Below are 13,495 nucleotides of genomic sequence, written 5' to 3'. Positions count from 1 at the left end.
TCAAGCCCCTTATGGGGCTTGATTCTTTTATGGTCAGCCTCTAGGATGCTCGGCTCTCCTGACTCTTGATTTTTCATCCGTCAAAGTCCGGAGTTCGGGCCGCAAGGCTTTCTTTCTGTATCAGGAGCAATTAGCCCATGAGTATGCAGGACCCGTTAGCGGACATGCTAACTCGTATCCGTAATGCCCAGATGGCTGAGAAGACCGTCGTGAGTATGCCGTCTTCCAAGCTGAAGGTGGCAGTAGCCAATGTTCTCAAGAACGAAGGTTACATTTCGGATTACCAAGTCAGTAGCGATGCCAAGCCGCTACTGTCCATTGAGCTCAAGTATTTCGAAGGCCGTCCGGTCATCGAGGAGCTCAAGCGCGTGAGCCGTCCCGGCCTGCGCCAGTACAAGTCTGTCGATCAACTGCCGAAAGTTCGTGGCGGTTTGGGCGTTTCGATCGTCTCCACCAACAAGGGTGTGATGACCGATCGTGCGGCTCGTGCTGCCGGTGTTGGCGGCGAAGTGCTCTGCACTGTGTTCTAAGGGGGGAACAGCATGTCTCGCGTTGCTAAGAACCCCGTCAAGCTGCCCGCTGGCGTAGAGGTCAAGCTGGCTGGTCAGCAGCTTTCGGTGAAGGGGGCGAAAGGCTCTCTCGAATTGAATGTGCATCCCTCGGTCGAGGTCGTTCAGGAAGCTGGTGAGCTGCGTTTTGCTGCCCGTAATGGCGATCAGCAGAACAGAGCCATGGCCGGCACCACTCGCGCACTTGTCAACAACATGGTGATTGGCGTCAGCCAGGGCTTCGAGCGCAAGCTGCAACTGGTCGGCGTTGGTTACAAAGCGCAGGCCAAGGGGCAAGTTCTGTCCCTGGCGCTTGGTTTCTCCCATCCGGTGGATTATCAGTTGCCGCAGGGCATTACCGCGGAAACTCCCAGCCAGACCGATATCCTGATCAAGGGGATCGACAAGCAACTGGTTGGCCAGGTGGCAGCCGAGATTCGCGACTTCCGTCGCCCCGAGCCGTACAAAGGCAAAGGGGTGCGGTATTCCGACGAAGTGGTCCATCGCAAAGAAGCCAAGAAAAAGTAGGGCATAGCAAATGAGCGTAAAGAAAGAAACTCGTCTGCGTCGCGCTCGCAAGACACGCCTGAAAATGCGCGAGCTGGAGGTTGTACGCCTTTGCGTGCACCGTTCCTCCCAGCACATTTACGCCCAGGTCATCGCGGCCGACGGCGGCAAGGTTCTGGCTTCTGCCTCGACCTTGGACAAAGAACTGCGCGGCGCTGCTACCGGCAACGTCGAGGCGGCCAAGAAGGTTGGTCTGCTGGTGGCTGAGCGAGCGAAGGCTGCTGGCGTAACCCAGGTGGCATTCGATCGTTCTGGCTTCAAGTACCACGGCCGTGTCAAGGCACTGGCCGACGCTGCTCGTGAAGGCGGGCTGGAGTTCTAAGTTATGGCAAATAACGAGCAAAAGCGCGACGAGGGCTACATCGAAAAGCTGGTCCAAGTCAATCGCGTTGCCAAGACCGTCAAGGGTGGTCGCATCTTTACCTTTACTGCGCTGACGGTCGTTGGCGATGGCAAAGGGCGTGTCGGCTTCGGCCGCGGCAAGTCCCGCGAGGTCCCTGCTGCTATCCAGAAGGCTATGGAAGCTGCTCGCCGCAACATGATCCAGGTCGATCTCAGCGGCACCACTCTGCAGTATCCGGTCAAGTCCGCCCATGGCGCTTCCCGTGTTTACATGCAGCCGGCCAGCGAGGGTACCGGAATCATCGCCGGTGGTGCCATGCGTGCCGTCCTCGAGGTCGCAGGCGTACAGAACGTTCTGGCCAAGTGCTACGGCTCGACCAATCCGGTGAACGTGGTTTATGCCACTTTCAAAGGACTGAAGGAAATGCAGTCCCCGGAATCCGTGGCAGCCAAGCGTGGCAAGAGCGTCGAGGAGATTCTCTGATCATGGCAACTGTCAAAGTCACTCTGATCAAGAGCCTGATCGGTCGACTGGCCAACCACAAGGCCTGCGTCAAGGGCCTGGGTTTGCGTCGCATCGGTCATACCGTCGAGGTTCAAGATACTCCCGAAAACCGCGGGATGATCAACAAGGCCTATTACCTGCTGCGTGTGGAGGGTTAATCCATGCAACTGAACGATTTGCGTTCCGCGCCGGGAGCCCGGCGCGAGAAGCTGCGTCCGGGTCGCGGCATCGGCAGCGGTCTCGGCAAGACCGGTGGCCGTGGCCACAAGGGGCAGACCTCCCGCTCCGGTGGCAAGATCGCGCCTGGGTTCGAGGGCGGTCAGCAGCCTCTGCACCGCCGCCTGCCGAAGTTCGGCTTCACTTCTCTGAAGGCCTTGGATCGTGCGGAAATTCGCACTTCCGAGTTGGCCAAGGTGGAAGGGGATGTCGTCACTCTGCAGGCGCTGAAAGATGCCAACCTGGTCAATCAAGGCGTCCGTCGCGTGAAGGTCATGCTGTCTGGCGTTGTGGGCCGGGCCGTTACTCTGAAGGGAATCGCCGTCACCAAGGGTGCGCGTGCGGCCATCGAAGCAGCTGGCGGTAAAATCGAGGACTAAATGGCTAAGCAAGGTGCTCTCTCCGCACTCAGCAATGGCGGGCTGTCCGAGCTCTGGGCTCGGCTGCGGTTCCTGTTCCTGGCGATCATCGTCTATCGCATAGGCGCGCACATCCCGGTACCAGGAATCAATCCCGACAGGCTGGCGGAACTGTTCCAACAGAACGAGGGAACCATTCTTAGTCTCTTCAATATGTTTTCCGGTGGTGCGCTGGAGCGGATGAGCATCTTCGCGCTGGGGATCATGCCGTATATTTCGGCATCGATCATCATGCAGCTGATGACCGTGGTCAGTCCCCAGTTGGAGCAGTTGAAGAAGGAAGGCGAGGCCGGTCGTCGCAAGATCAGCCAGTACACCCGTTACGGGACGCTCATTCTGGCGATCGTTCAGGCTTTCGGTATGTCCGTCGGTCTGGCCAGCCAGGGCGTCGCTTTCGCCGCCGATTTCGGCTTCTACTTCGTGGCTGTAAGCACTTTCGTGGCTGGTGCGATGTTCATGATGTGGCTAGGCGAGCAGATTACCGAGCGGGGCATCGGCAACGGAATCTCGATGCTGATCTTTGCCGGGATCGTGGCCGGCTTGCCGGCAGCGATCGGCCAGTCCTTCGAGTCCGCCCGTCAAGGTGATATCAATATCATCGCCTTGCTGGCCGTTGCGCTCCTGGCCGTGGCGATCATCGGTTTCGTGGTTTTCGTCGAGCGTGGTCAGCGTCGCATCGCGGTCCACTATGCCAAGCGTCAGCAAGGCCGGAAGGTTTTCGCGGCGCAAACCAGCCACCTGCCACTCAAGGTGAATATGGCAGGTGTGATTCCGGCCATTTTCGCCAGTAGTATTCTGCTGTTTCCCGCTTCGCTGGGCTCCTGGTTTGGCCAGTCGGAGGGTATGGGGTGGCTGCAGGACATAGCCCAGGCCATCGCGCCTGGACAGCCGTTGAATATCATTCTGTTCAGTGCAGGGATCATTTTCTTTTGCTTCTTCTACACTGCGTTGATGTTCAATCCGAAGGATGTGGCGGAAAACCTGAAGAAATCGGGTGCCTTCATTCCTGGCATCAGGCCGGGTGAGCAGTCGGCACGTTATATCGATGGTGTGCTGACCCGCTTGACCATTTTTGGTGCTCTCTACATGACGGCGGTCTGTCTGCTCCCGCAGTTCCTGGTGGTGGCAGCCAATGTGCCGTTCTATCTTGGCGGGACTTCGTTGCTGATCGTGGTGGTGGTTGTGATGGACTTTATGTCGCAAGTGCAATCGCACCTCGTTTCGCACCAATATGAATCCCTGATGAAGAAAAGCAACCTGAAGGGCTATGGCGGCGGCATGCTCCGCTGATCTGTCCATAAGGTTCGAGGAGTTGGTGATGAAAGTTCGTGCATCGGTGAAAAAGCTGTGCCGCAACTGCAAGATCATTCGCCGCGACGGCGTCGTGCGCGTGATCTGCAGTGCGGAGCCGCGTCACAAGCAGCGCCAAGGCTGAGTGTGATTCCCGCGTGATGAGCCCGGCAGCTAGTGTGCTGCCGGGTTGATTCTTTTTTATTACAGCGCTAGTATCCTGCGCCCTATTTCTTGGCTTCCAGGGCGTAGGTAGCTGTCAATTGGAGTTCCACTGAATGGCCCGTATCGCAGGCGTCAACATTCCGGATAACAAGCATACTGTTATCTCGCTGACCTACATCTATGGTGTCGGTCGTACCACTGCACAGGCTATCTGTGCCGCTACCGGTGTCAATCCGGCAGCAAAGATCAAGGATCTCTCGGACGAGCAGATCGAGCAGCTGCGTGGCGAAGTGGCCAAGCTCACCACTGAAGGTGATCTGCGCCGTGAAGTCAACATGAAAATCAAGCGTCTGATGGACTTGGGTTGCTATCGCGGCCTGCGTCACCGCCGTGGCCTGCCGGTTCGCGGTCAGCGCACCAAGACCAACGCCCGTACCCGCAAGGGCCCGCGTAAGCCGATCCGCAAGTAATCGCATTCGCGAATCGACAGGAATCTAATCATGGCAAAACCTGCTGCTCGTCCTCGTAAGAAAGTCAAGAAGACCGTGGTGGATGGCATCGCCCATATCCATGCGTCCTTTAACAACACCATCGTGACCATCACCGATCGCCAGGGTAATGCCCTTTCGTGGGCCACTTCCGGTGGTTCCGGCTTCCGTGGCTCGCGCAAGAGCACTCCGTTCGCCGCCCAGGTGGCTGCCGAGCGTGCCGGTCAAGCCGCTTTGGAATACGGACTGAAGAACCTCGACGTGAACGTCAAGGGACCTGGCCCGGGTCGCGAGTCCGCCGTCCGTGCTCTCAATGCCTGCGGTTACAAGATTGCCAGCATCACCGATGTAACCCCGATCCCGCACAATGGCTGCCGTCCGCCGAAGAAGCGTCGCGTGTAATAGGAGACAGTGAAGAATGGCACGTTACATTGGTCCCAAATGCAAACTGTCCCGCCGCGAAGGCACTGACCTGTTCCTGAAGAGCGGCTCCCGTGCGCTCGAGTCCAAGTGCAACGTCGAGTCGGCTCCGGGCATCCATGGTCAGCGCCGCGGTCGCCTGTCCGAATACGGCACCCAATTGCGTGAGAAGCAGAAGGTTCGCCGCATCTATGGCGTGCTGGAGCGCCAGTTCAGCGGTTACTACAAGGAGGCCAGCCGTCGTAAGGGCTCCACTGGCGAGAACCTGCTGCAATTGCTGGAGTGCCGTCTGGACAACGTCCTCTATCGCATGGGCTTCGGCGCCACCCGTGCCGAGTCCCGTCAGCTGGTTTCGCACAAGGCCATTACCGTCAATGGCCAGACCGTGAACATCCCTTCCTATCAGGTCAAGGTTGGCGATGTCGTCGCTATCCGCGAAAAGGCCAAGAACCAGTTGCGTATCGCTCAGGCTCTCGAACTCTGCGCGCAGCGTGGCCGCGTCGAGTGGGTTGAAGTGGATACCGAGAAGAAGTCTGGCGTGTTCAAGAGCGTGCCGGCTCGCAGTGACCTGTCTGCCGACATCAACGAAAACCTGATTGTCGAGCTCTACTCCAAGTAAGGGCTAGAAAATAGGTATATCCATGCAGAGTTCGGTAAATGAGTTCCTGACCCCCCGTCACATCGACGTGCAGGCGGTCAGCCCGACCCGTGCCAAGATCACGCTCGAGCCGCTCGAGCGCGGTTTTGGTCATACCCTGGGCAACGCCTTGCGTCGCATCCTGCTGTCTTCCATGCCCGGCTGTGCGGTAGTCGAGGCCGAGATCGACGGCGTGCTTCATGAGTACAGCGCTATCGAAGGAGTGCAGGAAGATGTCATCGAGATCCTGCTCAACCTGAAGGGCCTGGCCATCAAGCTGCATGGTCGCGACGAGGTCACGCTGAGCCTGAGCAAGAAGGGCTCCGGTGCGGTAACCGCTGCCGATATTCAGCTGGATCATGATGTCGAAATCGTCAACGGCGGTCATGTAATCGCCAACCTGGCGAACAATGGCGCACTGAACATGAGGCTCAAGGTGTCGCGTGGTCGTGGTTACGAGCCCGCCGACGCCCGTCAGAGCGACGAGGACGAAAGCCGCAGCATCGGTCGTCTTCAGCTTGACGCTTCCTTCAGTCCAGTCCGCCGTGTCGCTTACGTGGTGGAGAACGCCCGCGTCGAGCAACGTACGAACCTGGACAAGCTGGTCATCGATCTGGAAACCAACGGTACCCTGGATCCCGAAGAGGCCATCCGCCGTGCCGCGACCATTCTGCAGCAGCAATTGGCCGCGTTCGTCGACCTTAAGGGCGATATCGCGCCAGTGGTGGTCGAGCAGGAAGACGAGATCGATCCGATCCTCCTGCGTCCGGTCGACGACCTGGAACTGACCGTACGCTCGGCCAACTGCCTGAAGGCGGAGAACATTTACTATATCGGTGACCTGATCCAGCGCACCGAAGTAGAGTTGCTGAAGACTCCGAACCTGGGCAAGAAGTCCCTGACCGAAATCAAAGACGTTCTGGCTTCCCGTGGTCTGTCCCTCGGCATGCGCCTCGATAATTGGCCGCCTGCAAGTCTGAAGAAGGACGACAAGGCTACGGCCTGAACGTCACTACCACCGAACGAACAAGTTTGGTAAGGAATTGAATCATGCGTCATCGTAAAAGTGGCCGTCATCTGAGCCGCACCAGCGCACACCGCAAGGCCATGTTTCAGAACATGGCGGTGTCGTTGTTCGAGCACGAACTGATCAAAACCACCCTGCCCAAGGCCAAGGAGCTGCGTCGCGTCGCCGAGCCGCTGATCACTCTGGCCAAGGAAGACAGCGTCGCCAACCGCCGCCTAGCCTTTGATCGTACTCGTTCGAAAGCTGCCGTGGGCAAGTTGTTCAACGATTTGGGCAAGCGTTACGCCAACCGTCCGGGCGGCTACCTGCGCATCCTCAAGTGCGGTTTCCGCACTGGCGACAATGCGCCCATGGCGTACGTCGAGCTGGTTGATCGCCCTGTCGACGGCGAAGTGCTGGCAGGCACCGCCGAATAAGGCGCTTGCCGCATGGAGAGACGGGCCTTGTGTTCGCTCTCCAATGGGCTGTTTCATCCTGCACCCTGCGAGGCTTGTCTTCGCAGGGTGTTTTCGTTGTGGGCCAGGCATGGCGAACTGGCGCAGTTCGTGTTTTCGGTTCGCGATGGCGATGATCCGATGACTTGGCGGCGAAAGTCTTCTGCACGCTTGGCATTCGGTGCTTCGAGAGGATGGCGGAGGTGACTCCGCCTCCCTCCCGCTCGATCATCTTCCGATTTAGGCGCGATCGCGCTCCAGCAGGGGAGCGAGGAAGCGTCCGGTGTACGATTGCGGCATCTGCGCGACCTGCTCGGGCGTACCGTCGGCGATGATCCGGCCGCCGCGCGAGCCGCCTTCGGGACCCAAGTCGACGATCCAGTCGGCGGTCTTGATCACATCCAGGTTGTGCTCGATCACTACCACGGTGTTGCCGTGGTCGCGCAGTCGATGCAGTACGTCCAGGAGTTGCTGGATATCGGCGAAGTGCAGGCCCGTGGTGGGCTCGTCGAGGATGTACAGAGTCTTGCCGGTATCCCGTTTCGACAGTTCGCGGCTCAGCTTGACCCGCTGCGCCTCGCCGCCAGACAGGGTCGTGGCGCTCTGACCCAGGCGAATATAGGAGAGGCCGACGTCGATGAGCGTCTGCAGCTTGCGCGCTATCGCCGGTACGGCATCGAAGAAGTCGCGGGCTTCCTCGATGGTCATCTCCAGCACTTCGTGGATGTTTTTGCCCTTGTATTTCACCTCGAGCGTTTCGCGGTTATAGCGCTTGCCCCTGCAGACGTCGCAAGGAACGTAGATGTCCGGCAGAAAATGCATCTCCACCTTGATCACGCCGTCGCCCTGGCAAGCCTCGCAGCGACCGCCCTTGACGTTGAAGGAAAAACGCCCAGGGTTGTAGCCGCGCGAGCGTGACTCTGGCACACCGGCGAACAGTTCGCGGATGGGGGTGAACAATCCGGTGTAGGTCGCCGGGTTCGAGCGTGGCGTTCTGCCGATCGGGCTCTGGTCGATGTCGACCACCTTGTCCAGGTGCTGCAAGCCGTCGAAGCTGTCGTGGGGGGCGGTTTCCAGACCACTGCTGCCGTTCAGCGCCATGGCGGTGAGAGGAAACAGGGTGTTGTTGATCAGGGTCGACTTGCCCGATCCGGACACTCCGGTGATGCAGGTGAACAGGCCCACCGGGATCTCCAGGTCGACATTCTGCAGGTTGTTGCCGCGGGCATTTTTGAGCTTGAGGAGCCGCTTGGCATCGCGCGGGGTGCGCGCAGCCGGGACTTCGATCTTCAGGCGGCCGGAGAGGTATTTGCCGGTCAACGAGTCGGGATGGGCCATCACCTCGGCCGGTGCGCCCTCGGCGACGATTTGCCCACCGTGCACGCCGGCGCCCGGGCCGATGTCGACCAGATAGTCGGCCAGGCGGATGGCATCCTCGTCGTGCTCCACCACGATCACCGTATTGCCCAGGTTGCGCAGGTGGGTGAGGGTGGCCAGCAGGCGCTCGTTATCGCGCTGGTGCAGACCGATGGAAGGCTCGTCGAGGATGTACATCACCCCGACCAGACCGGCGCCGATCTGGCTAGCCAGACGGATGCGCTGCGCCTCGCCGCCGGAAAGGGTATCGGCGCTGCGATCCAGAGTCAGGTAGTCGAGGCCGACGTTGACCAGAAACTGCAAGCGCTCGCGGATCTCCTTGAGGATCTTCCCGGCGATCTCGCCGCGTCGGCCGCTCAGCGACAAGTCGGCGAAATAGCCACAGGCTTCACCTACTGGCAGGGCGGTGACCGCCGGCAGGGTCTTTTCGCCGACCCAGACGTGCCGCGCCTCGCGGCGCAGGCGGGTGCCGCGGCAGTCGGGGCAGGGCTGGCTGCTGAGCAGCTTGGCCAGTTCCTCGCGCACGTTGGCGGATTCGGTTTCGCGGTAGCGGCGCTCCAGGTTGGAAATGATGCCCTCGAACGGATGGGCCCGGACCACGATATCGCCGCGGTCGTTGAGATAGCGGAACTCGATGCTCTCGCGGCCGCTGCCGTGCAGCAGGGCCTTCTGCACGTTGGCCGGCAGGTTCTCGAACGGCTCTTCGAGGCTGAAGCCGTAATGTGCGGCCAGCGAACCGAGCATCTGGAAATAGTAGACGTTGCGCCTGTCCCAACCGCGAATCGCGCCCTCGGCGAGAGACTGCTTGCCGTTGACCAGCCGGCGCGGGTCGAAGTACTGCTTGACGCCCAGACCGTCGCAGGAGGGACAGGCGCCGGCCGGGTTATTGAAGGAGAACAGCTTGGGCTCCAGCTCGCCGATCGAGTGTCCGCAGTGGGGGCAGGCGAAGCGTGCGGAGAAGATCAACTCGTCGCCCGTCTCGCCCTCCATTGGTACCACCAGGGCGATGCCATCGGCCAGCTTCAGCGCGGTCTCGAAGGACTCGGCCAGGCGCTGCTGCAAGTCGTCGCGTACCTTGAAGCGATCCACCACCACATCGATGCTGTGTTTCTTCTGCTTGTCCAGCTTGGGCAACTCGTCCAGTTCGAAAAGCCTGCCGTCGACCCGCGCGCGGACGAACCCCTGGGCACGCAACTCCTCGAAGATCGAGAGGTGTTCACCCTTGCGCTCGCGGACCACCGGAGCCAATAGCATCAGCTTGCTGCTTTCCGGCAGCGCGAGCACCTGGTCGACCATTTGGCTAACAGTCTGCGCTTCCAGCGGCACGTCGTGTTCCGGGCAGCGTGGGGTACCGACACGCGCGTAGAGCAGGCGCAGGTAGTCGTAAATCTCGGTAATGGTGCCGACGGTGGAGCGCGGGTTGTGCGAAGTCGATTTCTGCTCGATGGAAATTGCCGGCGAAAGACCCTCGATGGCATCGACATCGGGCTTTTCCATCATCGACAGGAATTGCCGGGCGTAGGCCGAGAGGGACTCCACGTAGCGGCGTTGGCCTTCGGCATAGAGGGTGTCGAAGGCCAGCGAGGATTTGCCGGAACCGGACAGGCCGGTGATGACGATCAGCTTGTCGCGCGGTAGGGTCAGGTCAATGTTCTTCAAGTTGTGGGTGCGCGCCCCACGGATCAGGATCTTGTCCAAAGCGGTCTCGCATGGCGGGCGGAAATCCACGAGTATACGGCGCGCCGCAAGAGGGCGGAAACGTCTGGCCGGCTGGCGTGGGCTGGCCGGACGGCGGCTGGTAGAATCGCGCATTTTCATGAGGGCTGGAGCATGCACGATCGCGGGCGCATGAGTGGTGGCGAAATCCGGGCGGGCGGTGGGCTGGCGCTGGTCTTCGCCTTCCGCATGCTGGGCATGTTTATGGTGCTGCCGGTGCTTTCCACCTATGGGATGGACCTGGCGGGTGCCACCCCGGCCCTGATCGGCCTGGCGATCGGCGCCTACGGCCTGACCCAGGCGGTGTTGCAAATCCCCTTCGGCATTCTTTCCGATCGCATCGGCCGGCGTCCGGTGATCTATGCCGGCCTACTGATCTTCGCCGCCGGGGCGGTGCTGGCGGCCAATGCCGATTCCATCTGGGGTGTCATCGCCGGCCGCGTGCTGCAGGGCGCAGGGGCGATCTCTGCGGCGGTGATGGCGCTGCTTTCCGACCTGACCCGCGAGCAGCATCGCACCAAGGCCATGGCCATGATCGGTATGAGCATCGGCCTGTCGTTCGCCGCGGCCATGGTGATCGGCCCGCTGCTGACTCGCGCCTTCGGCCTGGCCGGGTTGTTCTGGGCGACCGCCGGCATGGCCCTGTTCGGTATCCTGATCATCGTCGCGCTGGTGCCGGCGGCGCCGCGCGTCCTGCAGCACCGCGAGTCCGCCGTAGCGCGTCAGGCACTGGGCGCCACGTTGCGCCATCCCGATCTGCTGCGCCTGGATTTCGGTATCGGCGTCCTGCATGCGATCCTGATGGCAACCTTCGTGGCCCTGCCGCTGGCCCTGGTGGAACGGGGCGGCCTGCCTCGCGAGGAGCACTGGTGGGTCTATTTAGTCGCCCTGTTCGTGGGCTTCTTCGGCATGGTTCCCTTCATCTTCTACGCTGAAAAGAAGCGCCGGATGAAGCGGGTGTTCTGCGCGGCGGTGGCGGTCTTGCTGTTCTGCGAGCTGTATTTCTGGCTGCTCGGCAGCGGTCTGACGGCATTGGTACTGGGGGCCGTGCTCTTCTTCACGGCGTTCAACCTGCTGGAGGCGTCCCTGCCGTCGCTGGTCAGCAAGGTTGCTCCGGCCGGGGGCAAGGGCACGGCGATGGGGGTGTACTCCACCAGCCAGTTCCTCGGCGCGGCACTGGGCGGCATCTTCGGCGGCTGGCTGTACCAGCAGGGCGGGCTGGGTACGGTGTTCGTCGGTTGTGCGCTGCTCTGCGCTCTGTGGCTGGCGATAGCTGTTACCATGCGCGAACCTCCATACGTGACCAGCCTGCGCCTGTCGCTATCGCCTGCGGCTCTGCGCGACGAGGCCCTACGCGAGCGTCTGCTGGCCGTGCCCGGAGTGGCGGATGCCGAAGTGGTGGCCGAGGAGGCCGCCCTCTATATCAAAGTGGATACCCAAAAACTGGACCGCACGTCTCTCGAGCGCCTGATCGACCCGGCGCCGGTACGTGCTGAAGCCTAGGAGAACGTTATGGCCCGTGGGGTTAACAAAGTCATTCTGATCGGCAACGTCGGCGGTGATCCGGAAACCCGGTACCTGCCCAACGGCAACGCGGTCACCAACATCACCCTGGCCACTACCGACAGTTGGAAGGACAAGCAGACCGGCCAACAGCAGGAGCGTACCGAATGGCATCGCGTGGTGTTCTTCGGCCGGCTCGCCGAGATCGCTGGCGAGTACCTGCGCAAGGGCTCGCAGTGCTACGTCGAGGGTCGCCTGCAAACCCGCAAGTGGCAGGGGCAGGATGGCCAGGATCGCTACACCACCGAGATCGTCGTCGACATGAACGGCACCTTGCAACTGCTCGGCGGTCGCGCCGGTAACCCCGACGACGCACCGCGCGTGCCGCGTCCCCCGCGCGAGCCGCAGCAGCAGGCCCAGGCTCCGCAGTCGCGCCCCGCTCCCGCTCCGCAGCAGGACCGGCAGCCGCCGGCGCCGGACTACGACAGCTTCGACGACGACATTCCGTTCTAGGAGTCCGCCCGTCGCTCAGGGCGGGCTTGTTCCCTGGCGCCTGCGGATGAGCCGTGGTGCCTGGTCCTGTCCGAAACGCTCGGCATAAAGCGCCGAGAGCCACTCGACGAAGACCGTGGCGACAATTGCCGGTGATAGGGATAGAGTGCCGAGACCGGCAAGCCTGGACTGGGCCATTCCGTCAGTACTTCTTCTAGCCTGCCGCCGCGCAGATGCTCCTCCACCCGCAAGCGTGGCTCCTGGATCAAGCCGCAGCCGCTCAATGCGCAAGTGCTGTAGCACTCCGCGTCGTTGAGCGAGATCCAGCTGCCCACCTCGAACTCCGTCATCTCGCCGTCGATCAGGAAGCTGAATGGGTAGCGTGTCGTGATTGCTGGGGAAGAAGCCCACCGCCTGGTGGCCTGCCAGCTCTTCGGGATGCCTTGGGCGGCCGTGGCGATCTAGGTAGTCCGGGCTAGCGCAGACCACTTCCGGCATCAGCACCAGGCGTCGCGCCACCATTGAAAAGTCGCGCGGCTGGCCGGCACGAACCACGCGATCGATGCCTTTGCCCAACAGATCCACCAGGCGGTCTTTGCTGCTAATGACCAGCTCGATCTGCGGATAGCGACGGTGGAGTTCTTGGATGCGCGGTAGAATGATCAGGTTGGCGTGGGCGACGTGCAGGCCGAGCCGGCCGACATAGCGCATCTGTTCGCCAGGGTCAGGGCGATCTGCAAGCGCATCGACGTGCTGGTCAACAGTGCCGGAATCATGTCCTGCCTGAAGAGCGCCGACGGCGATATCGAACCGTTCGAGCGGATGCTGCGCACCAACCTGCGCAGTGCCTTCGTCGTGCTCGCCGAGGCGGCGCGGCAGATGGACCAGGGGGCGGATCGTCGCCTTGTCGACCACTGCGATCGCCAAGTCCTTCCCCGGCTATGGTCCCTATATCGCCAGCAAGGCGGGTGTCGAGGGGCTGGTACATGTTCTGGCGAACGAGTTGCGCGGGCGCGGAATCTGCGTCATGCCGTGGCGCCGGGTCCGGTTGCCACCGAATTGTTCTTCGCTGGTAAGAGCGCGCGGGGCAGATCGAGCAGTTGGCGGGGCTGGCGTCGCTGGAGCGCCTCGGCACGCCCGAAGATATCGCTTCGGTAGTGTCCTTCCTCGAAGGTCCCGACGGCGCCTGGATCAACACCCAGATACTGCGCGCCAACGGCGGCTTCGCTTGAGCTCGTACAGTCGAGTAGGCATGCGATGTCGCGCACCCTGGTTCCCGATCACCTCAAGGCTTCTTTGTCTGTTACTTCGTCTTGCATCTGCCGCCGTTGCCGAGCTGGGCCTCGCCA

18 protein-coding genes and 1 pseudogene are annotated in these 13,495 nt (G+C 61.3%); 17 read left to right on the top strand and 2 right to left on the bottom strand.

What is annotated here, in order from left to right; genetic code table 11:
• Positions 1–137 precede the first annotated feature (137 nt).
• The 13 genes from rpsH (at position 138) to rplQ (ending at position 7,040) form a co-directional block, all read left to right on the top strand.
• On the top strand, positions 138–530 hold the full coding sequence (rpsH, locus tag ACGI6K_RS18715; RefSeq protein WP_041806892.1) for a 30S ribosomal protein S8: 393 nt from the start codon (positions 138–140) through the stop codon (positions 528–530).
• A 12-nt stretch (positions 531–542) separates the two neighbouring features.
• Positions 543–1,076: a 50S ribosomal protein L6 gene (gene rplF / locus ACGI6K_RS18710; RefSeq protein ID WP_041806894.1), complete on the top strand. Its 534-nt coding sequence runs from the start codon at positions 543–545 to the stop codon at positions 1,074–1,076.
• 10 nt (positions 1,077–1,086) lie between these two features.
• Positions 1,087–1,437, top strand: coding sequence for a 50S ribosomal protein L18 (rplR, locus tag ACGI6K_RS18705; RefSeq protein WP_376945852.1), 351 nt, complete (start codon positions 1,087–1,089; stop codon positions 1,435–1,437).
• A 3-nt stretch (positions 1,438–1,440) separates the two neighbouring features.
• Entirely contained in the window at positions 1,441–1,941 is a 501-nt protein-coding gene (rpsE, locus tag ACGI6K_RS18700; protein WP_012699319.1) for a 30S ribosomal protein S5, read from the top strand.
• Between the two features lie 2 nt (positions 1,942–1,943).
• Positions 1,944–2,120 (top strand): 50S ribosomal protein L30, encoded by a 177-nt coding sequence (rpmD, locus tag ACGI6K_RS18695; RefSeq protein ID WP_376945851.1) that lies wholly within the window; start codon positions 1,944–1,946, stop codon positions 2,118–2,120.
• Positions 2,121–2,123: 3 nt separating this feature from the next.
• A complete protein-coding gene (gene rplO, locus ACGI6K_RS18690; RefSeq protein ID WP_376945849.1) occupies positions 2,124–2,558 on the top strand; it encodes a 50S ribosomal protein L15 in 435 nt (144 codons plus the stop codon).
• The gene (secY, locus tag ACGI6K_RS18685; RefSeq protein WP_376945847.1) at positions 2,559–3,887 is read left to right on the top strand and encodes a preprotein translocase subunit SecY; all 1,329 of its coding nucleotides are present in this window, start codon (positions 2,559–2,561) and stop codon (positions 3,885–3,887) included. It abuts the gene before it with no gap.
• A 28-nt stretch (positions 3,888–3,915) separates the two neighbouring features.
• The gene (rpmJ, locus tag ACGI6K_RS18680; RefSeq protein WP_003281814.1) at positions 3,916–4,032 is read left to right on the top strand and encodes a 50S ribosomal protein L36; all 117 of its coding nucleotides are present in this window, start codon (positions 3,916–3,918) and stop codon (positions 4,030–4,032) included.
• A 133-nt stretch (positions 4,033–4,165) separates the two neighbouring features.
• On the top strand, positions 4,166–4,522 hold the full coding sequence (gene rpsM / locus ACGI6K_RS18675) for a 30S ribosomal protein S13 (protein ID WP_012699324.1): 357 nt from the start codon (positions 4,166–4,168) through the stop codon (positions 4,520–4,522).
• A gap of 30 nt (positions 4,523–4,552) precedes the next feature.
• Complete coding sequence (rpsK, locus tag ACGI6K_RS18670) at positions 4,553–4,942, top strand: 30S ribosomal protein S11 (RefSeq protein ID WP_003093689.1); 390 nt, start codon at positions 4,553–4,555, stop codon at positions 4,940–4,942.
• 16 nt (positions 4,943–4,958) lie between these two features.
• Positions 4,959–5,579 (top strand): 30S ribosomal protein S4, encoded by a 621-nt coding sequence (rpsD, locus tag ACGI6K_RS18665; protein WP_376945761.1) that lies wholly within the window; start codon positions 4,959–4,961, stop codon positions 5,577–5,579.
• A 22-nt stretch (positions 5,580–5,601) separates the two neighbouring features.
• Positions 5,602–6,603: a DNA-directed RNA polymerase subunit alpha gene (locus ACGI6K_RS18660; protein WP_376945759.1), complete on the top strand. Its 1,002-nt coding sequence runs from the start codon at positions 5,602–5,604 to the stop codon at positions 6,601–6,603.
• Between the two features lie 44 nt (positions 6,604–6,647).
• On the top strand, positions 6,648–7,040 hold the full coding sequence (gene rplQ / locus ACGI6K_RS18655; protein ID WP_376945757.1) for a 50S ribosomal protein L17: 393 nt from the start codon (positions 6,648–6,650) through the stop codon (positions 7,038–7,040).
• A 258-nt stretch (positions 7,041–7,298) separates the two neighbouring features.
• Here rplQ and uvrA read toward each other — a convergent pair whose 3' ends face one another.
• Positions 7,299–10,133, bottom strand: coding sequence for an excinuclease ABC subunit UvrA (gene uvrA / locus ACGI6K_RS18650; protein ID WP_376945755.1), 2,835 nt, complete (start codon positions 10,131–10,133; stop codon positions 7,299–7,301).
• Positions 10,134–10,265: 132 nt separating this feature from the next.
• Here uvrA and ACGI6K_RS18645 point away from each other — a divergent pair, with 132 nt between their 5' ends.
• Positions 10,266–11,654, top strand: coding sequence for an MFS transporter (locus tag ACGI6K_RS18645; RefSeq protein WP_376945753.1), 1,389 nt, complete (start codon positions 10,266–10,268; stop codon positions 11,652–11,654).
• Between the two features lie 9 nt (positions 11,655–11,663).
• Positions 11,664–12,167 carry a single-stranded DNA-binding protein gene (locus ACGI6K_RS18640; RefSeq protein ID WP_376945751.1) on the top strand — a complete coding sequence of 168 codons (504 nt, stop codon included), beginning with the start codon at positions 11,664–11,666 and terminating at the stop codon, positions 12,165–12,167.
• Positions 12,168–12,182: 15 nt separating this feature from the next.
• Here ACGI6K_RS18640 and ACGI6K_RS18635 read toward each other — a convergent pair whose 3' ends face one another.
• Positions 12,183–12,857, bottom strand: coding sequence for a LysR substrate-binding domain-containing protein (locus tag ACGI6K_RS18635; RefSeq protein ID WP_376945749.1), 675 nt, complete (start codon positions 12,855–12,857; stop codon positions 12,183–12,185).
• On the opposite strand from ACGI6K_RS18635, the pseudogene ACGI6K_RS18630 reads away from it, so the two are divergent.
• A pseudogene (locus ACGI6K_RS18630) lies at positions 12,819–13,116 on the top strand (SDR family oxidoreductase); the annotation flags it as partial. The gene ACGI6K_RS18635 and the pseudogene ACGI6K_RS18630 overlap by 39 nt on opposite strands.
• 130 nt (positions 13,117–13,246) lie before the next feature.
• Positions 13,247–13,378: a hypothetical protein gene (locus ACGI6K_RS18625; RefSeq protein WP_376945874.1), complete on the top strand. Its 132-nt coding sequence runs from the start codon at positions 13,247–13,249 to the stop codon at positions 13,376–13,378.
• The last annotated feature ends 117 nt before the right edge of the window (positions 13,379–13,495 follow it).

This window comes from Azorhizophilus paspali (assembly GCF_043587585.2).
GTDB classification, from domain to species: domain Bacteria; phylum Pseudomonadota; class Gammaproteobacteria; order Pseudomonadales; family Pseudomonadaceae; genus Azotobacter; species Azotobacter paspali.
This window is presented reverse-complemented; position numbering and strand designations above follow the sequence as displayed.